This is a genomic window from Luteimonas sp. A534 (genome assembly GCF_054072805.1).
Genome location: NZ_JBSVRR010000001.1, coordinates 919,943 through 941,439, shown reverse-complemented (window position 1 = coordinate 941,439; position 21,497 = coordinate 919,943). Strand labels below are relative to the sequence as shown.

The window sequence follows — 21,497 nt, the reverse complement described above, 5'->3', positions numbered from 1 at the left end:
CTTGCTCAAGGTCGCGGCCAGTTCCGTTGCTGAGCGGCATCCGTGACCGGTGCAGGGCCGTGCTGCCGGGGCCCAGACAGGATGCGCCTGCAGCGCCCGTCAGCCCGTCAGCGCCTTCGCGATAAACGGGTAGGAAAAATCCGAAAACCTAGGGCGAGGCGGCCGTCGTCGCGCCCGCTTCGACCGGCAGCAGATCCTCACCCGCGTAGGCACGCTGCTCTGCCGCAAGGTGGGCGTCGAGTTCGGTATTGACCGAGGTGTCACCCGCCGGTTCGCTCCCCGTGGGCGGGAACTGCGCCGCAGGCGCGGCGGCATCGTCTGCAAGCGTCGCCGTGTACTGGATGCTGCGCGGCGTGCTGATGCCGGCTTCGGCCAGGCGGCTTCGCACGGCGTGCAGCGCCTCGGAGCGGACCTTGCCCAGGTCGCTCGCGCTCTGGTCCACCCAGGCGAAGAAGCGCAGCGTGATCGCGCTGGCGTCGTAGCCCTCGACCGTCCATGAAGGGCCGGGGTCATCGAGGACGCCGTCGGTGGTGCGGATTGCTTCCAGCGCAAGTTCCTGGACGCAGCGGATCGACTCGGAGACGTCGACCGGGATCGCGAAGTCCAGGCGCCGCTTGCGGTTGCTGGAGAAGTTGAGCACCACCGATTTGAACACCAGGGCGTTGGGCAGGGTGAGGCGATTGCCGTCGGCGGTGACCAGCACGGTGGCGCGGGGAGTGAGCGCCGCGACCCGCCCCTCGTGCGCGCCGTCGATGCGCAGCAGCTCGCCGGGGGCGAATGGCCGGCGGATGCTCAGCAGCACGCCGGCGACGTAGTTCTCGGCGATGTCCTTGAAGGCGAAGCCAAGGGCCAGGCCGAGCACGCCCGCCGACCCCATCACGGCGCCGACCAGGGCCGTGGCGCCGAGCAGGTCGAGTGCCACCAGGACGCCGCCCAGCAGCACGAGCCACTGGATGACCTGCTGGATGAGGCTGGCGAAATACGGGTTTTCCGACTGCCAGTTGCGTCGCCGGATACGCCGTCCCACGCGGCGGCCGAACCATTTCCCGACCCACCAGGCCAGCATCACCACCGCGATTGCCACCAGCAGCAATGGCAGCGCCGCCACCAGGCGCATGAGTTTGTCCCCGGCCAGCGACGTTGCCGTGGCGACGCGATCGGACAGCCGGGTGCTCAGGGCCACGCGGTTCTCGACCTGGGTGATGCCCGGTTGCTGGCCGGCCACCTGCGCTGCGCGCTCGCGGTCTTCAGGGGTGAGGACGACACCCTCGAGCTCCGCCACGCCGTCGCGCACCGTGACGGTGACATCGGCGAGGCCGTCGGCTTCCCGCAGGCGATCGGCGACGCGGCGGCTGTCGGCGAGGTCGCGCTCGGTGTCGCCGCTTCCGGCTTCGGACACGGGCGCCTCCGCGTTGGCAGTGTCTTCAACGGGCGGCGCGGCGACATCCTGCGCTTGGGCCGGAGCCGCCGTGCCCAGGGCAAAGGACAGCAGCAGGATGGCGAGGAGGGATGCGGTGGGGTTCATGCGCATGGCGGGCATGTTCGCACGAGCTCGTGAAATCGGCCCCGTCGATCGCTCAGGCGAAACCCGCGTGCGTGCCCGACTGCAACACGCGCGCGGTGTCCGCACCAACCCGGTCCGGAGGCGTCCCCGAAAGCAGCGCGCGGATCGCGTCGGGCTGCGGGGCATCGCCGGGAACCACCCCCAGCCAGCCGTTCTTGCGACCTCGCTTCACGGCATACAGGCAGCGGTCGGCCAGGCCCACGCAGGCGCTCCAGTCACCGAGCTCCGGCCATTCGGGCGCGAACGGCCACGGCGCGAATCCGATCGAGCAGGTGAGGTCGAGTGCGAGTCCGCGGCCGAGGCGGATCGGCTGGGTCGCAATCGCGTCGCGGATCCGCTCGGCAAGCACCGCGGCGTCCTCCAGGCGGGTGAAGCGCGAGATCAGCAGGAACTCCTCGCCGCCCCAGCGCACCAGCAGGTCGTCGTCGCGGCTGAGCAGGCGCAGGCGGTCTGCGAAGTGCACCAGGACCTCGTCGCCGGCCTGGTGGCCGTGGACGTCGTTGACCTGCTTGAAGTCGTCGATGTCGATCATCAGGAACGCCAGGCGGCTGCCGCTGCCGTCGGCGGCCTCGGTACGCTGCCGCAGCGAAGCGGCTTCGCGCCCGAGCCAATCCTGCAGGTCACGCCTGTTGGAGATGCGTGTCAGCGGATCACGGCGGGTCGCGATGCTGAGTTCGGCGTTGGTGCGGCTCAGGCGCTGGTTGGCGAGCTGCAGCTGCGCGGTGCGCTCGGTGACGGTGCGCTCCAGCAGCTCCACCTGCCTGCGTTCGCGCCGCATGGCGGCGTCGACGCGAAGCGCGATCAGCCCCAGCAGCAGCAGCAGGACCAGGGCGTAGGCCGCGTAGGCCGCCGGGTGCCGCCACCAGGGCGGCGCCATGTCGACCTGGAGGCGTCGAGCGGTGCCGAAGCGGCCATCACGCCCGGCAGCCTCGGCTTCCAGCACGTAGCGTCCCGGTGGGAGGTCGGTCACCGAGAATTCGGCCCGGGGGGCGTGCGGGTACACCCAGTCCTCGTGCAGGCCCAGCACGCGGTAGCGGAGCTTCGCGGCGTCGGGCGCGCCGAAATCGATCGCGGCCATCTGCACGGTGACCATGCGGTCGCCGTGGGCAAGCTGCACGTTGTCTGCATAGACGATGTCGGTTTCGCGCGGCCCGCCACCATTGGCGTCCAAGGAGGCGGTCCGCAGGTTGGTCAACACCGGGCGCGCGGGTGGACTGTGGCGCGGCAGGCCGGACGGGTCGATCACGTCGATGCCCCGGGTGCCGCCAAAGTACAGCAGCGCATCGCTGCCGCGAAGAGCGGAGCTGCTGTTGTACTCGCGGTTGACGAGGCCGTCGCGCGGGCCCAGCACCTGGATGTTGTCATTGCCGGGATCGATGACGGACAGGCCGTCGTTGCTGCTCATCCAGATCCGGCCGAGGTCGTCTGGGATCAGCGCATAGACGACGTTGCTGCCGAGTCCGTCCTGCATGGTGTAGTTGCGCACGCTGCCGGTGGCGCGGTCGATGCGATAGACGCCCCGCGAATAGCTGCCGGCCCAGAGGGCGCCCTCCCGGTCGGTGGCGAGCGACCACAGCGAACGATGGATATCATCCGGCGCTACCTGCGTCGCCGGGGCGGCGGGATCCAGTCGCCAGAGGCCGTCGGCATTGGTGGCGATCCAGAGATGATTGCCTGTGCGCACCAGTGCAGTCACATGGCTCGTGAGCAGCGGTGCGAGCGTCGGATCGTCGATGATGCGGCCGTCGCGCAGTCGGGCCAGTCCGCCACGGGTGCCGATCCAGCCGTTGTCGCCTTCGACCAGCAGGGCGTCGATGCGGCGGTCGGGCAGGCCGGGCACCGCCCGCGGCGTGCCGTGGCCGGACCAGTGCCACAGGCCGTCGTGGCTGCCGATCCACCAGCCGCCGTCGGTGGCACGCGCGATGGCGCGCACGGACTGGCCGCTGAAGCCGGGGATCTCGCGCCATTCCGGGCTGCCGTGGCGGCGCTCCAGCAGGCCGGCGTCGGTGCCGAGCAGAGTGTGTCCGCCGTCGCGCCAGATCGCTCGCATGCTGCCGCGTGGCCATCCCCCGGGGATGCCGGCTTCGGCACCGCCTGCGCGGACGACCGCCGAAAGCGGGCGTGCATAGTGCAGGCCCGAGGTGTAGCTGCCGATCCACAGCGCGCCCGCGGGATCTTCGTGGAGCACGGTGACTGCGCTGTCCAGCGGCCGGTCGAGTGCCAGCGGAACGGGGGCGGCCCGGGGGCCGGCGATGCGCGCGATGCTGCCGTCGCGCAGGCCCACCAGCAAGGTGCCGTCGCGGCGACGGAGCAGGGCGCTGACCGGCTGGGCACCGGGCAACAGCCCTGCAAGCGTAAGCGTGTGCAGCGTCCGGCCGTCCTGGCTGGAAAGCAGGAACACGCCGCCGTGCTCGCTTGCGACCCAGGCGCCCTCCGGGCCGGCCTCGAGCGCGATGCAGTCGCCGGACGCGCCCGGTACCGTCGCCAGCAGGTCCATGGTGGTACGACTGGCCCGCCACAGCCGGCAATCGCGGCCCAGCGCCAGCGCGCCGCCGGTCCCCGGCAGGTGCGCGATACCGACGATTCCCGCGTCGCCGCCGAGGCGGGCCACGGCGGCGTCCGCCGCGACGTGGTTCAGACCGTGGCTGGTGCCGACCCAGGCTCCGCCCGCGCCGTCGAGCACGATCCGGGTGATCTGGTGGTGGGACAGCCCGGACGTGCGGTCGATGCGGGTCCGCGACCAGTCGGGCAGGTGCAGCACTTCAAGGCCGGCGTCGTTGCTGCCCAGCCACAGGCGGCGGCTGGTGGCATCGAAGGCCAGGGCGTCGATGCTGCCGCTGACCAGGCCCCGGGTCGAGCCTGGATCCTGCGCTTCGGCGGGTTCTTCGCCGCGCCAGACCTGGAACCGGTGGCCGTCGAAGCGCGCGATCCCATCCTGGGTGGACACCCACAGGAAGCCCTGGTCGTCGCTGGCCAGCGCCATCACGGTGGACTGTGGCAATCCCTCATCCGGACCGTATGACTCCAGGCGCAACAGGTCCCCGGATCCTGCGCACGCGCTGAAGCAGGCCAGGAGCGCCAGCACGCCCGCAGCCAGGCGGTTGCGGAGGGCGACGGTGGGCCGGGAACGGGTCATGGAAACCAATGCAAGCAAAACATGTGCCACCACTTGGTGATGCCTGCCCTTGCAGCAATCCAGCAGCGCCCCGATAACGGGATACAGGCAACTCCATGGAGAAGCGGCATGGCCACCGGTTGGGCCGGAGACGGCGCCGTCCAGGATCAGATCGACGCGACCGTGAAGGACGCGATCGAGCGCGCCCGCAGTCGCCTGGGAACCGGCCCCGGGCGCGAGGACTGCGAGGAATGTGGCAAAGCCATTCCCGAGGCGCGCCGCAAGGCCGTGCCGGGGGTGCGCCTGTGCATCACCTGCCAGGCCGCACGCGATGAGGAAGAGACCGGCAGCGGGAGTTACAACCGGCGCGGCAGCAAGGACAGCCAACTGCGCTGACGCCTCGGGCCGTGCTGCGCTAGGCTCTTTGGGATGGCGACGGAGGCAGGCGTGGCGGGCGGCAATTCCTGGTGGCAAGGGCTCGCGGACCTGTTCGCGCTGCTGCGCGGGGCAGGACCGCGCGATCCCACCGGGCTGCGCCTGCGCCCGGCGCGCGTGCGCGAGCGCAACGGGTACGTGTCGCTGCACTTCATCCGCGGGCAGACCCAGAGCCGGATGCGCAGCGATGCACCCGACCACCTGCTGATCGACTACACCCGGACCATGCTGGCGGCGCTGCTGTGGCGGCCGAAGGCGCGGCGGATCGGGATCGTGGGCCTGGGGGGCGGTTCGCAGGTGAAGTTCCTGCACCGGCACCTGCCGCTGGCGCGCCTGGAGGTGGTGGAAAACCACCCCGGGGTGATCGCGCTGCGCCGCTCGTTCGGCATCCCGGACGACGATTCGCGGCTGGAGGTGACGCACGACGACGGCGCACGCTTCATCGCCGCACGGCCCGCGCGCTACGACCTGCTGCTGGTCGATGGCTACGACGAACGCGGCATTCCCGAAGCCCTGTCGACCACGGCCTTCCTCCAGGCCTGCCGTGACGCACTGCTGCCAGGCGGCGTCATGGCGAGCAATCTGCACGGTGCGGATCCGGCTCCCTACCTCGAACGGCTGCGTGAGGCTTTCGGCACCGAGCATGTGTTGGTGCTGGAAGAAACGAAGATGAGCAACCGGATCGCCTTCGCATGGACCGGCGATGCGCCCGTCGCCAATCACGCAACCGTCCGGGCGGCGCGGTCCGCACTGTCGGGGGGCGCTGCGGGGCGGGAGCTGGAGCCGGTGCTGGAGCGCGTGGCGCTGGCGCTCCGCCGGAAGCGGACGGCCCCGTGCGCGAGCTGATCCCGCTGCCCGCCGGCATGCTCGACGCGCTGCGCCTGGCCTACGCCACGCCGCCCCGCGCCTACCACCACTTCGGCCACGTCGAGGCCGTGCTCGCGCAGTTCGACGCCGTCGCCGCCGGACCGGGCTGGGCCCGCCCGCGTGAGGCCTGGCTGGCGGTGCTGTACCACGATGCGGTCTACGAGGCCGGGCGGCGCGACAACGAGACCCGCTCCGCGGTGTTGGCGGCCCAATCCATCGCTCGCTGGCTGCCCGATGCCGGCCTGGATGCTGCGCACGTCGTCGAACTCATCGAACTCACCGCCCGCCACGGCTCGCTGCGGCCCGAAGCGCTCGGCGCCGGCCCGGCGGGCGATGACCGACGCCACTTCCTCGACTGCGACATGGCGATCCTGGGTGCCGATGCGTCCACCTTCGATGCCTATGACCGGGCGATCGCGGACGAGTACCGCGACGCCGTTCCCGGCTGGCTGTACCGCCTGAACCGCCGCCGCTTCCTGCGCGGCTTGCTGGGCCGCGAACGCATCTACCTGAGCGCGTTTTTCCACGACCGCCTGGATGCCGTCGCGCGCGCCAACCTGCGGCGGACCCTCGGCGTGGAGGGCTGATCTTGCGGCTGCCCGATCCGGTGGTTGGCGGTCATGCGTTGCAGCGCCTCGCACCGCGTGACCGCGCGCTCTACTGCGGTCTGTACGGGTGCGCCGACACCATGCGCAACGTGGGCGCGCCCTTGCCTGGCGAAGCGGCCGCGGCGGCCTTTGACCGCGTCCTCATGCTGCTGGAGCGCGAGCCCGCGCGCTACGGTTACTGGCTGCTGCCGGGAGCGCTGGAAGCGGGCGCGCCGTGCGGGATGATGGCCTTGCTGGGCGACGAGGCCGCGACCAGCGCCGAGGTTGGCGTGCTGCTCGCACCGGCAGCGCAGCGCTCGGGCGTGGCGACCGCCGCGATCACCGCGCTGGCCGACGCGGTATTCACGGCCACGGACCTGCGCCGGCTGTGGACCCGGCATGCATCGGGACACGAGGCCGCCGCAGCGCTGATGCGACGCACCGGATTCAGGGCCATGCCATCGGCGCCGCATGGACCATGCCGCTGGGAGCTCGCACGCGACGACTGGATGGCGCGTGGCCCGGTATCCTTCGCACCATGGCCAAGCTGCTGCTCAACATGAAGATGGTGCCCGAGGACGAAGCGGACGACGTCCGTGGCTTCCTGCGCGAGCACGACATCGCCTTCCACGAAACCCGGCCCAGTCGCTGGGGCATTTCCCACGGTGGCATCTGGATCTCGGACGACGCGGACCATCCCCGCGCGCGCAAGCTGATGGACGACTATCAGGCCGCTCGGCAGGCAAGCGCGCGGGCCGACCGCGCCCAGGCGCTCAGCGACGGCACCGCCGACACCTTTGCCGACGTACTGCGCCGCGAGCCCGCCCGCGTGGCCGCGGTCGCGGCCGGCATCCTGGTCCTGCTGGCACTGGTCGCGCTTCCGGTCGTGCTGCTGTGGAGGGCCGGGGCGTGAGCCCGCGGCGCCCCCCGAAGGCGCCGCATTGGCCCGACCGTTCCGCGCATCTCCGTCGGCGCAACGCGCGCCGCGTCTTCTGGGTGGTGGTGGCGCTGCTGCTGGTGCTGCCCTGGTTCGGATATCGCCACGTGCGCGATTGGCTCGGCCCCCGGACCGACCCGGTGGTGGACGCCGTGCCAGCCCTGGCGCAGCCGGCTCTAACACCACCATCGTCGCCATCGCCATCGCCATCGCCATCGCCGTTGCTCTCATCCGGGTCCGTGGGTCCTGCAGCTACGCTGGCGGCCGACGAAGTCGAGGCCATCGGCCGCGACGCGCGCGCCGGTGATGGCGAGGCCGCCACGGCGCGCCTGGCCGACCTCGGTGCACAGGTGCATCGCGATGCCCTGCTCGCCGACCGCGGCAGCGCCGTGCGTCGCGAGGCCGCACGCCGCGAGCTTGCTGCGATGCCCGGCGTCCGCGGCGCCGGGTGGGTCGATCGCATGACGATGCTGCTGCTTGTGACTTCGCGCGGCGCGGGGCACTCCATGGTGTCCGAGGCCTGCCGGCGGCTTGCGGCGCACGGTGACGTCTCCGGGCTGGCGGTGCGGATACAGGAAGTGGCCGCGGCCGTGCCCGCCGCGGCGTCGCTTCAGGCCGAATGCCAGGCCGGCAGGGCAGCGGCCGCCGCGCCAACCCCCTATGGCGTGCCGGGGGCGTCGCTGCGGGCCCAGGTGGCCGGTGCCGACGCCGAAGCAGAGGATCCCGAGGCCGCGGCCGAGCGCCGCCGCCGCGAAGAGGAAAGCCTGCGCATCCTCAGCGAGAACACGCCGGCTCTGCCATCGCCGCCGGACCCTCGGGTCGACCCCTGACGCGCATTGAACGCCAGGCGCCTATCATCGGCGGTCGTCCCTCATCGAATCCCGGATCCCCACTTGGCCCATCGTCCACTCCGTCACGTCCTGTCCCTGATCGCGCTGGCCTGCATGGCTTCCGCCAGCTGCGCGCGTGACGAGGCCGTCGCCACGCCGGGCGCCGGCCAGCCGCCCGCCACCAGCGCACCGCCCCCGGCGCCGCGTGCTTCGCTCGAGCCCGATACCGCCAACGCGCCGATCGAGCGCGCCGCGCCGCCGACGCTGCAGTCGGTCGCACTCGGGCGTTTCGATGCCGCCGACCGGGTCTCGAGGGCGATGACGGGCGCGCTGGAGATCGAGGACTCGCGTATCGCAGGTGAGAACGGTGCCGGCTTCGTGACAGAGCGCGTGGCCGTCGTCCGTGGCGGCGACGAGTTCAGCGCCGGACAGCGCTATGCCGACGTGATGATGGTCGACGCGGGGCAACCGGTTGAGCTGCGTCGCGTGCTGGACGAGACCCGCGCCGGGGACGGCCAGGCCTTCTGCGGCAGCATGAAGACCGGCTACCTGGCGCTCGCCAGCTACGAAGAGGCGGGCATCCGCGTGGTCAAGCTGCTCGCTCTGCAGGGCGACGGCATCCCGGCGCCCACCGCCGAAGACACGCAGCTGTGCGCTTCGACGAGCTACGAAGCCGCCCCCTGATCAGGCGTCGTTGCCCGCGGCATGGCCGGACGCCCAGGCCCACTGGAAGTTGTAACCGCCCAGCCAGCCGGTGACGTCGACGACCTCGCCGATGAAGTACAGGCCCGGCACGCTGCGCGACATCATCGTCGTCGACGACAGGCCGTCGGTATCGACGCCCCCGAGCGTGACCTCGGCCGTGCGGTAGCCCTCGGTGCCGCTGGCGGTCACCGGCCAGCACGACAACGTCGAGGCCACGCGCGCCAGCGCCGGCTCGTCGAACTGGCGCAGGGGGCGGTCGCCCAGCCACTGTTCGCACAGGCGCTGGGCGAAGCGGCGCGGCATGCGTTCGGCGAGCACCGTGCGCAGTTCGCTGGCCGGACGTGCGGCGCGCTGTTCGCGCAGGAAGGCGAGGGCGTCCACGCCGGGAAGCAGGTTGATGGCCAGCGGCTCGCCGGCATCCCAGTACGAAGACACCTGCAGGATGGCCGGGCCGCTGAGGCCGCGGTGGGTGACGAGCATAGCGTTGCGGAAGGGCTGCCCGCGGCTTTCGGCCTCGACCTCGAGCGCCACGCCGCTGAGGCCGTCCAGGCGTTCCGCGTGTGACCCGGTGAGGACCAGCGGCACGAGTCCGGCGCGCGTGGGCAGCACTGTGTGGCCGAACTGGCGCGCCAGCGCATACCCGAAGCCGCTGCCGCCCAGGCTCGGGATCGACAGGCCGCCGCTGGCCACCACGAGCGACTGCGCGACGATGAGCCCGCGGGCCGTGTCGACGCGGAAGCCGTCGTCCGCGCGCGCCACGCCGTGGACCTCGCAGCCCACGTCGACGGTGACTCCGGCGTCCGCGCACTCGTCGAGCAGCATGCGGACGATCTGCTTCGAAGAGTCGTCGCAGAACAGCTGGCCCAGTTCCTTCTCGTGCCAGGCGATGCCGTGGCGGTCGACCATGTCGATGAAATCGGCAGGGGTGTAGCGCGCCAGCGCGGACTTGCAGAAGTGCGGATTGGCCGAGACGAAGTTCGCCGGCCCGGTGCCGGTGTTGGTGAAGTTGCAGCGGCCACCGCCCGACATCAGGATCTTCTTGCCCGGCTTGTTGGCGCGTTCGACCACGCGCACGTGCCGGCCGCGGCGGCCGGCGGTCAGCGCGCACATGAGCCCCGCGGCGCCGGCTCCGATGACCAGCACGTCGCAGGCGATCTTCATCGCGACAGGATAGCCCGGCTAGAATGTCCGCATGCCCCTGTCCGACCGTGTTCCCTCCTATCCCCGCACCGCTCCGGCGCCGCATCGCGCATGACCTGGCTTGGCCTGGTTGCGATCATCATCGGCCTCTACCTGGCGTTCAAGGTCGCCGGCGTGGTGCTGAAGCTCGCGCTGTGGGTCCTGATCCTGGTCGCCGCCTACTGGTGGCTGGCCCCGCTCCTGGGCTGGCCACCGCTCGACGAAGTCATCCACGTCCTGGGCCCCTGACGAGCGGTCGGGAACCGGGCTGACGCCCCGGTGGATTGTTTGCTAGGCTCAGCTGAACGGGCCTGGATGGCCCATGGGGGCTGGGCAGTGGCTGGAAGTCTTGCCTGTGTCGGTACCGGGATGATGCTGGGCGCGCATATCGGCCCGCGTGCGCGTGCGACCATCGAACAGGCCGAGGTCGTGTTCGCTGCCGTCTCCGATCCCCTGGTCGAACTCTGGCTGCAGCAGATGCATCCCGACGTCCGCAGCCTGCAGCCCCTCTACGACGAGGGCAAGTCCCGGCACGACACCTACCGCGAAATGGTCGAGGCCATGCTGGCCGAGGTCCGCGCGGGGCGTCGCGTCTGCGGTGCGTTCTATGGCCATCCCGGCGTGTTCGCGCTGGTGCCGCACCGCGCCATCGCGCAGGCGCGCCGCGAAGGGTTCGAAGCCGTCATGGAGCCGGGCGTGTCCGCCGAGGACTGCCTCTACGCCGATCTCGGCATCGATCCGGGCATGCATGGCTGCCAGCACTTCGAGGCCAGCCAGTTCATGTTCTACCGCCGGCGGGTGGATCCGTCCGCCTGCCTGGTGCTGTGGCAGGTCGGGGTGGCCGGGGATCGCTCCACAAGCCGTTTTGCTACGGGGCGGGCGCATCGCCAACTGCTGGTGGAACGCCTGGCCGAAGACTATCCCCTGGACCATCCCGTGATCCTTTACGAAGCCGCCACGCTGCCGATTTCCACGCCCCGCATCGAGGAACTGCCGCTGTCGGCGTTCCCTGGTGCGCGCATGGACCTGCAGACCACCCTGGTGGTACCTCCCGCGATTCCGCTGCAGCGCGACGAAGCGATGCTTGAACGCCTCGCCGTCCTCGATGCCGCGGTGGAATCAAACCCCGAACTGCAGGAATACACCTGACATGACGCAAACCATCCAGTTCCTCGACGCGATCGGCCGTGCCCCGGCGATCCTCGGCTCGACAGCGGCCTACCAGGCTGCGGTCGAGTCCCTCGACGCCACTCCCGCCCTGCGGGATGCCCTCCTGCGACGCGACGCGATGGGTCTGGGCGACCTGCTCGGCGGGCGCCCGCGCATGGTCTGCGCGATCTGCACGCCAGACAGCGAAGAAGTTCCGCTGCGCTCGCCCGACCGCGAAGGCGACGGCGACGAACGGGACGTGCCCGATCGGGAGGATCGCTCGCCGGCGGGCGAGTGATCTGCGCAAGTGACGCGGACCTTCGCCATCGTCATCGTCGTCCTCGCCGCACTTTGCGGGGCGACCGGATCTGTTGGCGCGTCGGACCCCGTCGCGCCCGCTGATGACAAGACCGATATCCGGGAGCTGCTCGCCCAGGCCGATGCCCTGCGCAGCTCGGACCGCGTCCGCTTCGGCCAGGCGCTCGAGCAGCTCTACGCACGCCGCGATTCGCTGGACCTGACCGAAGTGCAGCGGCTGCAGTACCTGCGGGCCTATTGGCTCGTGCTTTTCGGCAACGATGTCACTGCCGGCATCGCGCGTGCGCAGACGCTGTTCCACGAGGCTGCGGATCCGGATCTGCGCTTCCGCGCCGGGTCGCTGGTGGCCAACAGCTTCGCGATCAACCGCGACTTCGCGGAAGGCCTGCGCTTCCTCGAGAAAACGCTGCCGATGCGCCACGAGGTCGAAGACCGGGACATCCGCCATGACGGCACCAACGTGGCGGCGGCGCTGTACAACCAGCTCGGGCAGTACACGCTGGCCAAGACCTATGCCGCCGAGACCCTGGCTGATTCGCCGGCACCGCGCGCAGCCTGTTTCGCCGGCCATTTCAGCCTCGAGGCGCGCCTGAGACTGGGCCAGCTGGGTGATGGCGAAGGGGATGCGCGAGAAATCCTGGCGAAATGCGATGCGATCGGCGAGGGCGTCGTCGCCGGTATCATCCGCACCAACATCGCACGCCACCTGGCGGCCACCGGCAAGCGGCGCGAAGCGATCACGCTGCTGCAGCAGACCGTCGACAAGGTGACGGCCATCGGCTATCCGTGGCTCATAGCGGAATATCGCTCGCTGCTGTCCGTGCTCCTGGAAGAGAGCGGCGACATCCAGGGCGCGGTTCGCAGCGCGGAAGCGGCCGTTGCCCAGGCCGCCGGCATCGACGGTGCCCGTGCGATCGCCGATGCCTACCGCGTGCTGTACGTGATCGCCGAGCGCGCGGGGCGTCCTCAGGAGGCGCTGGAGTACTACCGCAAGCATGCCGAGGCCGACAAGGCCTGGTTGAACGAGGTCAAGACGCGCGAGCTGGCCTACCAGATCGTGCGCCAGGAAACGAACCAGAAGAACCAGCAGATCGAGCTGCTCAACCAGCAGAACGAGGTCCTGCAGCTGCAGCAACGGGTGCAGGAGCAGGAGGCGACCAATTCGCGGCTGATCGTGCTGCTCCTGCTGCTGGCGCTGGCCACGATCTGCTACTGGGCCTTCAAGACCAAGCGCATGCAGCGCTCGCTGCGCCATCTTGCCGAGAACGATCCGCTCACCGGCGCCCGCAACCGCCATTTCTTCACCCAGCGCGCCAAGCAGATGCTCGCCGCGCAGGGGGAGGGAACCGTATCGCTGGTAATGTTCGACCTCGACGGCTTCAAGCTCATCAACGACGACTTCGGCCACGCCGCCGGCGACTGGGCCCTGGTACGCGTGGTCGAAGTCTGCCGCGCGCTGTGCACGCCGCGCGACTGCTTCGCGCGCATCGGCGGCGAGGAATTCGCGATCCTCATCCCCGGTGCCGACGTCGCACGCGCGCGCCACGTCGCCGAGGAGTGCAGGTCACGGCTGGCGTCCATCGACTCGGCCGGCAGCGGTCACGTGTTCACCGTCACCGCAAGCTTCGGCGTTACCTCCAGCGAGCTCGCCGGCCGCGACCTCACCGCGATGATGTCCCAGGCCGACCGCATGCTCTACCGCGCCAAGCGCGAGGGCCGCAACCGCGTCTGCGTGCACGAGCTTCCGCGGGTGGTGGTCGAGGAGCTGCACGAGCGCATGCCGGCCGGCGTGGAAGCCGAAGCCGACGCGCGCAACAGGGTCGCCGCCCTCTGAGGACCGCCTAGCGCGAAGGGGCCGGACCCTTGCGGTGCGGTTTGCGCGGCGGGAACGCCTTTTTCTCGAACGGCTTCTTTCCGAACGGCTTGCGGCCCGCCGGCTTGCCTCCCGAAGTATCCGGCGGCTCGCCGTCCACGGTGATCCGCAGCTGCTGGCCCGCGCACCACACGCCCTTCAAGTGGGTCATGGTTTCGGGCGGCATGCCGGATGGCAGGTCGATCAAGCTGTGGTCCTCGAAGATCTCGATCCTGCCGATGTGCTTCGACTCGATGTTGGCCTCGTTGGCGATCGCGCCGACGATGTTGCCCGGCTTCACGCCGTGGTCGTAGCCGACTTCGACGCGGAAGGTCTGCATGCCCGGCGAGGGCGCGCGCGCCACGCGCTCCTTCTTCGGGAAGGCGGGGCGGTCGGGACGCTCCGGGCGGTCGTGGCGCGCCGGACGCTCGGCGCGATCGAACGCGGGTGCCGGACGCAGATCGCGCCTTGGCGGCTCGAGCAGCAGCGGCACGTCGCCGCGTGCCATCTTCGCAAGCGCGGCGGCCACCTCGACGGCCGGGACGTTGTGCTCGCGCTCGTAGTCCTCGACCAGCGACTGGAACAGTCCCAGCTCGCCCGTCGCCAGGGTCTCGGTGATCGACTGCTTGAACTTGACGATGCGGGCGTCGTTCACCGTCTCCACGCTCGGCAGCTCCATCTGTTCGATCGGCTGCCGGGTGGCGCGCTCGATCGCGCGCAGCAGGTTGCGCTCGCGCGGGGCGATGAACAGGATCGCCTCGCCGCTGCGCCCGGCGCGGCCGGTGCGGCCGATGCGGTGGACGTAGCTCTCGGTGTCGTAGGGCACGTCGTAGTTCAGCACGTGGCTGATGCGGTCGACGTCGAGCCCGCGCGCGGCGACGTCGGTCGCCACCAGGATGTCGACCTTGCCGTCCTTGAGCTGGGCGATGGTGCGCTCGCGCTGGGCCTGGGCGATGTCGCCGTTGATCGCGGCGGCGGCAAAGCCGCGCGCCTGCAGCTTCTCCGCCAGCTCCTCGGTCGCGATCTTGGTGCGCGTGAACACGATCATGCCGTCGAAGGGTTCGGCCTCGAGGATGCGGGTCAGCGCGTCGAGCTTGTTGGTGCCGCTGACCATCCAGTAGCGCTGGCGGATGTTGCGCGCGGTGCTGGTGGCGGACTTGATCGCGACCTCGACCGGATCCTTCAGGTAGGTCTGGGCGATGCGCCGGATCGGCGGCGGCATGGTGGCCGAGAACAGCGCCACCTGGCGCGTCGCCGGGGTGCGGGCAAGGACCGCTTCGACGTCGTCGATGAAGCCCATGCGCAGCATCTCGTCGGCCTCGTCGAGCACCAGCAGGCGCAGCTCGGAGATGTCCAGCGAGCCCTTCTCGAGGTGGTCGATCACCCGGCCGGGCGTGCCCACGATCACCTGCACGCCGCGGCGCAGCGCCTGCAACTGCGGGCCGTAGCCCTGGCCGCCGTAGATCGGCAGCACCTGGAAGCCGGGCAGGAAGGCGGCGTACTTCTGGAAGGCCTCGGCCACCTGGATCGCGAGTTCGCGGGTCGGCGCCAGCACCAGCACCTGCGGCTTGCGCGCGGCGGGGTCCAGGCGTGCCATCGCCGGCAGCGCGAAGGCGGCGGTCTTGCCGGTGCCGGTCTGGGCCTGGCCCAGCACGTCGCGGCCGGCCAGCAGCGGCGGGATGGTGGCGGCCTGGATCGGCGAAGGGGCCTCGTAGCCGACGGCGGCGAGCGCCTGCAGCAGCGGCTGCGGCAGGCCGAGGTCGGTGAAGAGCGGGGTGGTGGGGGCGTCGGAACTCATCTGCGGCCTTGTGCGGGGCCGGGACGGCCATAAGGGGCGCAGATTCTACGCCTCCCGGCGCCTGTGCGGTGTCAGGGCAGTCGCGTGGCCAGGCGCTGGCCCAGGCGGACGGGGGTTTCCGGACCCAGCCCGGCCGCCAGTTCGGCCACTCCGGGTGGCAGCAGCACGATCACGGTGGAGCCGTAGTTGAAGCGCGCCATTTCCTCGAAGCGCGCCAGTTCCACGGTGTCCGCCACGTAATCCTTGCTGTCCACGCGGTCGCCATAGGCGGGGATCTCCTCGCCGCTCCAGACCGTCTCCACGCCCGAGACCAGCAGGGCGCCGACCATCACCACGGCCATGGGCCCGAAGTCGGTCGCGAAATGGCAGACCAGGCGTTCGTTGCGCGCGAACAGGCGCGGCACGCGTGCGACCGCGGCCGGCCCGACGCTGAAAAGACGGCCGGGGACGTGGACGGTGCGCAGCAGGCGCCCGTTCCAGGGCATGTGCACGCGATGGTAGTCGCGCGGCGAAAGATAGACGGTGGCGAACAGGCCATCGTCATAGGGGGCCGCGGCGGTGGCGTCGGCCAGCAGCTCCGCGGCGGTGAAGGAACGTCCCTTGGCCTGGAAGATGCGGCCCTCGCGGATCGGTCCGCACTGGCTGATGCGGCCGTCGGCGGGCATCAGGATCGCGTCAGGGTCCGGATCCGCCCGGCGCGCCTCCGGCCCCAGCGCTCGGGTGAAGAAGGCGTTGAAGGTGGGGTAGGCGGCCTGGTCGGGCTGGGCCGCTTCCGCGAGATCGACCTGGAAGCGGCGCACCACGGTGTCGATCAGCCAGCGGCTCAGCCGCGGATTGTCGGAATAGGCGAGGCGACGCGCGGCCGCGGACAGCAACCGGTGCGGCAGCGCGTAGGTCAGGGTGGTCGTGAGGCTCACTGCGGTGCGACTCCGGTCAGCGCGGTGAGGTCGGCGGCGATCGCCGCCGGGTCCAGGGGTCCCTGCACCACGCCGGCCATGCGGCCCTCGGGGTCGAGCAGGGCGAGCGCTGCGGAATGGTCGATCGTGTACTGGTCGGCGGGCGCGTCGTCGGACAGCGGCACCTTCATGAACACCAGCGACAGGGAGCGCGCGAACGCTTCCAGCGCGGGGATGTCGGCGGTGGCGGCCAACGTGTCGCGATGGAAGAACGCGGCGTACTCGCCGATGCGGTCGGGGCTGTCGCGCTCGGGGTCGACGGAGACGAACAGCACCCGTGGGCGCAGCGCCTCGGGCAGCGGCTCCCACTGCTTCTGCGCCTGCGCGAGTTCCGCAAGCGTGGTCGGGCACACGTCGGGGCAGTGGGTGAAGCCGAGGAACACCAGGGTCCAGTGGCCGTGCAGCTCGCCCGGCACCAGCTGGGTGCCGTCGGACTGCTGCAGCGCGAAGGGCGGCAGCTCGCGCGGCTGCGGGAACAGACGCACGGTTTCGAGCTCGGGGCCCACCGGGGCGGCGTCGCCCCCGAACCAGCGCTGCGAGGCCACCAGGCCGAGGCCGGCCGCCAAGGCGATCACGAGCACGATCAGGAAGCTGCGGTTGAACATGGGGCCTCGGCGCGTTGGGGGCGCAACATCATAACGGCCGGCGCGCGGTGGCGCGCATTGCTCGCCTATACTGCCGGACCCGGCGAAAGCGCCGTGACCGCGCGCCATGACGACCCATCAGCTCCAGACCATCATCGACCTCATCCGCTACGGTGCCAGCCGCTTCAACGCGGCGGGGCTGACGTTCGGCCACAGCTACGACAACGCGCTGGACGAAGCCACCCAGCTCACCCTGCACGCGCTGCACCTGCCGCACGACCTGAATCCCGTCTACGGCCAGGCGCGGGTGACCGAGGCCGAGAAGGAAGAGGTGCTGGGGCTGTTCATCCGTCGCATCGAGGAGCGAATCCCCGCGGCCTATCTTTGCGGGGAAGCCTGGTTCGTCGGCCTGAGCTTCAAGAGCGACACGCGTGCACTGGTGCCGCGCTCGCCGATCGCCGAACTGATCGAATCCGGCTTCGAGCCCTGGCTCGCCGGACGCGACGTGCGCCGCGCGCTCGACCTGTGCACCGGCTCGGGCTGCATCGCGCTGGCGATGGCGCATTACAACCCCGACTGGCACGTCGACGGTGTCGACCTCAGCGACGACGCGTTGTCCCTCGCTGCCGAGAACGAGCGCCGCCTGGACGTGCACAACGTCCGCTTCATGCGCTCGGACCTGTTCTCGTCGCTGCAGGGCGAGCATTACGACCTCATCGTCACCAATCCGCCCTATGTCACCAACGACGAGACCGACGCGCTGCCGCGCGAGTATTCGTACGAACCCGAGATGGGCCTGCGCGCGGGCGACGATGGACTCGACCTGGTGCTGGCGATCCTGCGTGACGCGCCGCTGCACCTGTCCGAGGACGGGCTGCTCATCTGTGAGGTCGGCGAGGCCGAGCGGGCGCTGTCCCGGCTGCTGCCGGAGCTGCCGTTGATGTGGGTGGAGTTCAAGGTCGGGCAGATGGGCGTGTTCGTGGTCGAACGGCACGACCTGGTGACCCACAACGCCCGCATCGCGGCCCTGGCCGCGGAGCGTACAGGGGCGGCGGCGCGCGCTGTTCCATCCCCTGAGCACGGTGCCGTGTCCGGGGCGGGCGACCTGTTCTGATGTGCGCGCCCGCCGGCCAGCCGCGCGGGGCATGGCGGTGAACACGTTCGGGCAGCTGCTGCGCGTCACCACCTTTGGCGAATCACACGGGCCGGCGATCGGCTGCGTGGTCGACGGCTGTCCTCCCGGCATCGCCCTGGCGCCCGGAGACTTCACGCACGACCTCGAGCGCCGCGCGACCGGGCGCACGAGGCACACCTCGGCGCGGCGCGAGGATGACGCGGTCGAGATTCTTTCCGGCGTGTACGGGGGCGTGACCACGGGGACACCGCTGGCGCTGCTCGTCCGCAACACCGACGCGCGCAGCAAGGACTACGCAGGGATCGCCGCGCAGTTCCGACCCGGCCATGCCGACTACACCTACTGGCAGAAGTACGGGGTGCGGGATCCCCGTGGCGGCGGCCGCAGCTCTGCACGCGAGACCACGATGCGGGTGGCGGCGGCGGTGATCGCGAAGAAGTGGCTGGGCGAACGCCATGGCGTGCACGTGCGTGGCCACCTGGCGCAGCTGGGCGAGATCACTCCGCGCGGCCACGACTGGAGCGTGGTGGAACACAACCCGTTCTTCTGGCCCGACGCAGCCCAGGTGCCCGAGCTCGAGGCGTACATGGATGCGCTGCGCAAGTCCGGCGATTCCGTCGGCGCGCGCGTCACCGTGGTTGCCGACGGCGTGCCGCCGGGCTGGGGCGAACCCGTCTACGGCAAGCTCGATGCCGGACTGGCCGCGGCGATGATGTCGATCAACGCGGTCAAGGGCGTGGAGATCGGCGACGGCTTCGCGTCCGTCACGCAGAAGGGCAGCGAACACCGGGACGCGATGGCGCCCGACGGCTTCCTGAGCAACCACGCTGGCGGTGTGCTGGGGGGCATCAGCAGCGGCCAGCAGGTGGTGTGCTCGATCGCGTTCAAGCCGACCTCCAGCCTGCGCCTGCCGGTGGCGGGCGTTGACGTCGAAGGCAGCGTGGTGGACATCGTGACCACCGGGCGGCACGACCCCTGCGTCGGCATCCGCGCGACGCCGATCTGCGAGGCGATGATGGCGCTGGAGCTGATGGACCAGGCGCTGCGCCACCGTGCGCAGTGCGGCGACGTGGGCGACGTTGCACCGCGCATCCCGGCGTCGCGCGACGGATCCGTCGATGGCTGATCCCAGGCCGAAGGTCTGGGTGTCGCAGCCCCTGTACGAGGACATCGAAGCGCGGCTGGACGAGTGGTTCGATGTCACGCGCACGCTGCGCGTCACCGACCACGCGCCGGACGCGATCGCGGCGGCGCTGGCCGGTGCCGACGGCGCCCTGGTCACGCTCAACGACAGCATCGGCGCGACGGAGATCGCCGGCGCAGCGCGGCTGCGCGCCGTGGCCAACGTCGGCGTCGGCTACAACAACCTCGATGTGGATGCGTTGGCCGCGCACGGCATCATCGCCACCAACACGCCGGGCGTGCTGACCGAGACCACGGCCGACTTCGGCTTCGCGCTGATGATGGCCGCGGCGCGGCGGATCACCGAGGCCGAGCACTGGCTGCGTGAGGGCCGCTGGCAGGGCTGGGGCTTCCACCAGCTGCTGGGTGTGGAGATCCACGGCAGCACGCTGGGCATCCTCGGCATGGGACGCATCGGGCAGGGCATCGCGCGGCGCGCGCGGGGGTTCGGTATGCGCGTGCTGTACCACAACCGCAGCCGGCTTCCGGATGCAGTGGAGTGTGAGTGCGCCGCGACCTGGGTCGCGCGCGATGCGTTGCTCGCGGAAGCCGACCATCTCGTGCTGGTGCTGCCCTACACGCCGGCCAATCACCACGTCATCGATGCGGCGGCGCTCGCGCGCATGAAGCCTGGTGCGACGCTGACCAACATCGCCCGTGGTGGCCTCATCGACGAGGACGCGCTGGCCGACGCGCTGCAGGCAGGCCGCCTGGCCGCGGCCGGCCTGGACGTGTTCGAGGGCGAGCCTGCGGTCAATCCGCGCCTCGTCGCCTGCCGCAACGTGGTGCTGACACCACACATCGCCAGTGCCAGCCTGCCCACGCGACGGGCGATGGTGTCGCTGGCGGTCGACAACCTGGTGGCGGCGATGGGCCATGGACCCGATGCGGGGCATCCGCCGGACTCCGTCACGCCGCGACCGGTCGACAGGGATGGCGGACGGTCGTGATCAACGGCGGCGCGGCCAGGCGTGACTGACGCTGCCCGCACCGGGGAAGGCCTGGTCCGCGGCATCGGCCGCGCCAGCATGGTCGCGCTCTTCATCAACGCCGTCGTGGGCGCCGGCATCTTCGGCCTGCCGTCGCGCGTGCATGCGCTGCTGGGCCCTTGGGCGCTGCTGGCCTACCTCGCATGCGCGCTGCTGGTGCTGCTGGTGGTGCTGTGCTTCGCCGAAGTCGGCAGCCGCTTCGAGCGCACCGGCGGGCCCTACCTCTACGCGCGCGAGGCCTTCGGGCCGGTCGCCGGCTTTCAGGTCGGCTGGCTGGTCTGGCTGACGCGGGTCACCGCGTTCGCGGCGCTGTGCAACCTGCTGCTCGACTACCTGGCCTGGTTCTGGCCAGCTGCGACGTCGCCGGCCTGGCGGGTGGTGCTGGTGTCGGGCGTGGTGGCGCTGATCGCCTGGGTGAACATCCGTGGCGTGCGGCCCGCGGCGATCGTCGCCAACGTGTTCACCGTCGGCAAGCTGGTGCCGCTGCTGCTGTTCGTGGGCATCGGCCTGTGGTTCGTGGAGCCGGCACGCTTGGTGCCGGGCGATGCGCCGGCGCTCGACGACTTCTCCGCCGGCATGCTGCTGCTGGTATTCGCGTTCACCGGCTTCGAGACCGCGACGGTGCCCGCCGGCGAAGTCCGGGACCCGCGGCGCACGCTGCCGTTCGCGATCCTCGCAGCGCTCGCGGTGATCGTGCCGTTGTACGTGCTGGTGCAGGTGGTGAGCATCGGCACGCTGCCCGGGCTTGCGACATCGACGCGGCCGCTGGCCGACGCCGCCGGAAGCTTCGCCGGCACGGCAGGTGCCAGCGTGGTGGTGGTCGGCGCGCTGGTGTCCATCGCCGGCACCCTCAATGGCCTGGTGCTTGCGGCGCCGCGGCTGCTGTTCGCGATGGCCGGCAACAGCGAGCTGCCCGCGCTGTTCGCGCGCACGCATCCACGCCACCACACGCCGCACGTGGCGATCGTGTTCACCGCGCTGGCGATGCTGGTGTTGACGCTTTCGGGTTCGTTCCTGTCGGCGGTGGCGATCAGCACGCTCACGCGGCTGCTGGCCTACGGCGCGACCTGCGCCGCGGTGGCCATGCTGCGGCGGCGCACGGACGTGGCCCCGGCGCTGTTCCGCGCCCCGGGCGGCATCGGCACGGTGGCGGTGGCCCTGGCCGTCATTGCGTGGCTGCTGGCCCAGGGCAGCGCGCGTGAGCTGCGCGATGTCGGGATCGCGATGGCGCTGGGCTTCGTGCTGCTGTGGTGGGGGCGTCTGCGCATCCGGGCGCCGCAGGCGCGATAATGCATGGCTGCGCGGCGCCGTCGCG

General features: G+C 70.8%; 20 protein-coding genes and 1 pseudogene. 15 read left to right on the top strand and 6 right to left on the bottom strand.

The window, feature by feature from the left end:
- Positions 1–148: 148 nt before the first annotated feature.
- Together ACW5F0_RS04240 and ACW5F0_RS04235 are read right to left on the bottom strand one after the other, a co-directional pair.
- A complete protein-coding gene (locus ACW5F0_RS04240) occupies positions 149–1,525 on the bottom strand; it encodes a mechanosensitive ion channel domain-containing protein (RefSeq protein ID WP_456999091.1) in 1,377 nt (458 codons plus the stop codon).
- 52 nt (positions 1,526–1,577) lie between these two features.
- Positions 1,578–4,700, bottom strand: a complete 3,123-nt coding sequence (locus ACW5F0_RS04235) for a diguanylate cyclase (protein WP_456999090.1) — start codon at positions 4,698–4,700, stop codon at positions 1,578–1,580.
- A gap of 108 nt (positions 4,701–4,808) precedes the next feature.
- Between ACW5F0_RS04235 and ACW5F0_RS04230 the strand changes: the two genes are divergently transcribed.
- The 7 genes from ACW5F0_RS04230 (at position 4,809) to ACW5F0_RS04200 (ending at position 9,019) form a co-directional block, all read left to right on the top strand.
- On the top strand, positions 4,809–5,075 hold the full coding sequence (locus ACW5F0_RS04230; protein ID WP_456964769.1) for a DksA/TraR family C4-type zinc finger protein: 267 nt from the start codon (positions 4,809–4,811) through the stop codon (positions 5,073–5,075).
- A gap of 33 nt (positions 5,076–5,108) precedes the next feature.
- A complete protein-coding gene (locus ACW5F0_RS04225; protein ID WP_456964768.1) occupies positions 5,109–5,960 on the top strand; it encodes a spermine/spermidine synthase domain-containing protein in 852 nt (283 codons plus the stop codon).
- Positions 5,961–5,977: 17 nt separating this feature from the next.
- Positions 5,978–6,568 (top strand): HD domain-containing protein, encoded by a 591-nt coding sequence (locus tag ACW5F0_RS04220; RefSeq protein ID WP_456965263.1) that lies wholly within the window; start codon positions 5,978–5,980, stop codon positions 6,566–6,568.
- A 2-nt stretch (positions 6,569–6,570) separates the two neighbouring features.
- The gene (locus ACW5F0_RS04215) at positions 6,571–7,131 is read left to right on the top strand and encodes a GNAT family N-acetyltransferase (protein WP_456964767.1); all 561 of its coding nucleotides are present in this window, start codon (positions 6,571–6,573) and stop codon (positions 7,129–7,131) included.
- Entirely contained in the window at positions 7,107–7,481 is a 375-nt protein-coding gene (locus tag ACW5F0_RS04210) for a DUF6164 family protein (protein WP_456964766.1), read from the top strand. The genes ACW5F0_RS04215 and ACW5F0_RS04210 overlap by 25 nt, the downstream gene beginning before the upstream one ends.
- Complete coding sequence (locus tag ACW5F0_RS04205) at positions 7,478–8,335, top strand: hypothetical protein (protein ID WP_456999089.1); 858 nt, start codon at positions 7,478–7,480, stop codon at positions 8,333–8,335. The genes ACW5F0_RS04210 and ACW5F0_RS04205 overlap by 4 nt, the downstream gene beginning before the upstream one ends.
- 63 nt (positions 8,336–8,398) lie before the next feature.
- Entirely contained in the window at positions 8,399–9,019 is a 621-nt protein-coding gene (locus ACW5F0_RS04200) for a hypothetical protein (protein WP_456964764.1), read from the top strand.
- Here the strand turns inward: ACW5F0_RS04200 and ACW5F0_RS04195 are convergent, their stop codons facing one another.
- Entirely contained in the window at positions 9,020–10,201 is a 1,182-nt protein-coding gene (locus ACW5F0_RS04195) for an NAD(P)/FAD-dependent oxidoreductase (protein WP_456964763.1), read from the bottom strand.
- Positions 10,202–10,291: 90 nt separating this feature from the next.
- On the opposite strand from ACW5F0_RS04195, the gene ACW5F0_RS04190 reads away from it, so the two are divergent.
- The 4 genes from ACW5F0_RS04190 (at position 10,292) to ACW5F0_RS04175 (ending at position 13,520) form a co-directional block, all read left to right on the top strand.
- Positions 10,292–10,468, top strand: coding sequence for a hypothetical protein (locus tag ACW5F0_RS04190; protein WP_456964762.1), 177 nt, complete (start codon positions 10,292–10,294; stop codon positions 10,466–10,468).
- An 87-nt stretch (positions 10,469–10,555) separates the two neighbouring features.
- The gene (locus ACW5F0_RS04185) at positions 10,556–11,368 is read left to right on the top strand and encodes an SAM-dependent methyltransferase (RefSeq protein ID WP_456964761.1); all 813 of its coding nucleotides are present in this window, start codon (positions 10,556–10,558) and stop codon (positions 11,366–11,368) included.
- A gap of 1 nt (position 11,369) precedes the next feature.
- Positions 11,370–11,666 (top strand): hypothetical protein, encoded by a 297-nt coding sequence (locus ACW5F0_RS04180; RefSeq protein ID WP_456964760.1) that lies wholly within the window; start codon positions 11,370–11,372, stop codon positions 11,664–11,666.
- Between the two features lie 9 nt (positions 11,667–11,675).
- Positions 11,676–13,520, top strand: coding sequence for a GGDEF domain-containing protein (locus tag ACW5F0_RS04175; protein ID WP_456999088.1), 1,845 nt, complete (start codon positions 11,676–11,678; stop codon positions 13,518–13,520).
- Positions 13,521–13,527: 7 nt separating this feature from the next.
- Here ACW5F0_RS04175 and ACW5F0_RS04170 read toward each other — a convergent pair whose 3' ends face one another.
- The 3 genes from ACW5F0_RS04170 to ACW5F0_RS04160 all read right to left on the bottom strand — a co-directional run bounded on the left by ACW5F0_RS04170 (position 13,528) and on the right by ACW5F0_RS04160 (position 16,897).
- Positions 13,528–15,336 (bottom strand): DEAD/DEAH box helicase, encoded by a 1,809-nt coding sequence (locus ACW5F0_RS04170; RefSeq protein WP_456964758.1) that lies wholly within the window; start codon positions 15,334–15,336, stop codon positions 13,528–13,530.
- 71 nt (positions 15,337–15,407) lie between these two features.
- Positions 15,408–16,253, bottom strand: coding sequence for an archaetidylserine decarboxylase (gene asd, locus ACW5F0_RS04165; protein ID WP_456964757.1), 846 nt, complete (start codon positions 16,251–16,253; stop codon positions 15,408–15,410).
- Positions 16,250–16,897 (bottom strand): SCO family protein, encoded by a 648-nt coding sequence (locus tag ACW5F0_RS04160; RefSeq protein ID WP_456964756.1) that lies wholly within the window; start codon positions 16,895–16,897, stop codon positions 16,250–16,252. Before ACW5F0_RS04160 ends, asd begins: the two co-directional genes overlap by 4 nt.
- Positions 16,898–17,003: 106 nt before the next feature.
- On the opposite strand from ACW5F0_RS04160, the pseudogene prmB reads away from it, so the two are divergent.
- From prmB to ACW5F0_RS04140, 4 genes and pseudogenes are all read left to right on the top strand, one after another.
- Positions 17,004–17,918 (top strand): annotated as a pseudogene (gene prmB / locus ACW5F0_RS04155) (50S ribosomal protein L3 N(5)-glutamine methyltransferase); the annotation flags it as partial.
- A gap of 103 nt (positions 17,919–18,021) precedes the next feature.
- The gene (aroC, locus tag ACW5F0_RS04150) at positions 18,022–19,137 is read left to right on the top strand and encodes a chorismate synthase (RefSeq protein WP_456964755.1); all 1,116 of its coding nucleotides are present in this window, start codon (positions 18,022–18,024) and stop codon (positions 19,135–19,137) included.
- Positions 19,130–20,143, top strand: coding sequence for a 2-hydroxyacid dehydrogenase (locus ACW5F0_RS04145; RefSeq protein WP_456964754.1), 1,014 nt, complete (start codon positions 19,130–19,132; stop codon positions 20,141–20,143). The genes aroC and ACW5F0_RS04145 overlap by 8 nt, the downstream gene beginning before the upstream one ends.
- Positions 20,144–20,164: 21 nt before the next feature.
- Positions 20,165–21,472: an APC family permease gene (locus ACW5F0_RS04140; protein ID WP_456964753.1), complete on the top strand. Its 1,308-nt coding sequence runs from the start codon at positions 20,165–20,167 to the stop codon at positions 21,470–21,472.
- Positions 21,473–21,497: the final 25 nt, after the last annotated feature.

What these genes read in the sequence shown, in the direction of transcription:
- ACW5F0_RS04190 (WP_456964762.1), top strand. Translation starts at nt 10,292, where the DNA reads ATGACCTGGCTTGGCCTGGTTGCGATCATCATCGGCCTCTACCTGGCG.
- ACW5F0_RS04170 (WP_456964758.1), bottom strand. Translation starts at nt 15,336, where the DNA reads ATGAGTTCCGACGCCCCCACCACCCCGCTCTTCACCGACCTCGGCCTG.
- ACW5F0_RS04225 (WP_456964768.1), top strand. Translation starts at nt 5,109, where the DNA reads ATGGCGACGGAGGCAGGCGTGGCGGGCGGCAATTCCTGGTGGCAAGGG.
- ACW5F0_RS04195 (WP_456964763.1), bottom strand. Translation starts at nt 10,201, where the DNA reads ATGAAGATCGCCTGCGACGTGCTGGTCATCGGAGCCGGCGCCGCGGGG.
- ACW5F0_RS04230 (WP_456964769.1), top strand. Translation starts at nt 4,809, where the DNA reads ATGGCCACCGGTTGGGCCGGAGACGGCGCCGTCCAGGATCAGATCGAC.
- ACW5F0_RS04235 (WP_456999090.1), bottom strand. Translation starts at nt 4,700, where the DNA reads ATGACCCGTTCCCGGCCCACCGTCGCCCTCCGCAACCGCCTGGCTGCG.
- ACW5F0_RS04240 (WP_456999091.1), bottom strand. Translation starts at nt 1,525, where the DNA reads ATGAACCCCACCGCATCCCTCCTCGCCATCCTGCTGCTGTCCTTTGCC.
- ACW5F0_RS04210 (WP_456964766.1), top strand. Translation starts at nt 7,107, where the DNA reads ATGGCCAAGCTGCTGCTCAACATGAAGATGGTGCCCGAGGACGAAGCG.
- ACW5F0_RS04160 (WP_456964756.1), bottom strand. Translation starts at nt 16,897, where the DNA reads ATGTTCAACCGCAGCTTCCTGATCGTGCTCGTGATCGCCTTGGCGGCC.
- ACW5F0_RS04145 (WP_456964754.1), top strand. Translation starts at nt 19,130, where the DNA reads ATGGCTGATCCCAGGCCGAAGGTCTGGGTGTCGCAGCCCCTGTACGAG.
- ACW5F0_RS04180 (WP_456964760.1), top strand. Translation starts at nt 11,370, where the DNA reads ATGACGCAAACCATCCAGTTCCTCGACGCGATCGGCCGTGCCCCGGCG.
- aroC (WP_456964755.1), top strand. Translation starts at nt 18,022, where the DNA reads ATGGCGGTGAACACGTTCGGGCAGCTGCTGCGCGTCACCACCTTTGGC.
- ACW5F0_RS04220 (WP_456965263.1), top strand. Translation starts at nt 5,978, where the DNA reads ATGCTCGACGCGCTGCGCCTGGCCTACGCCACGCCGCCCCGCGCCTAC.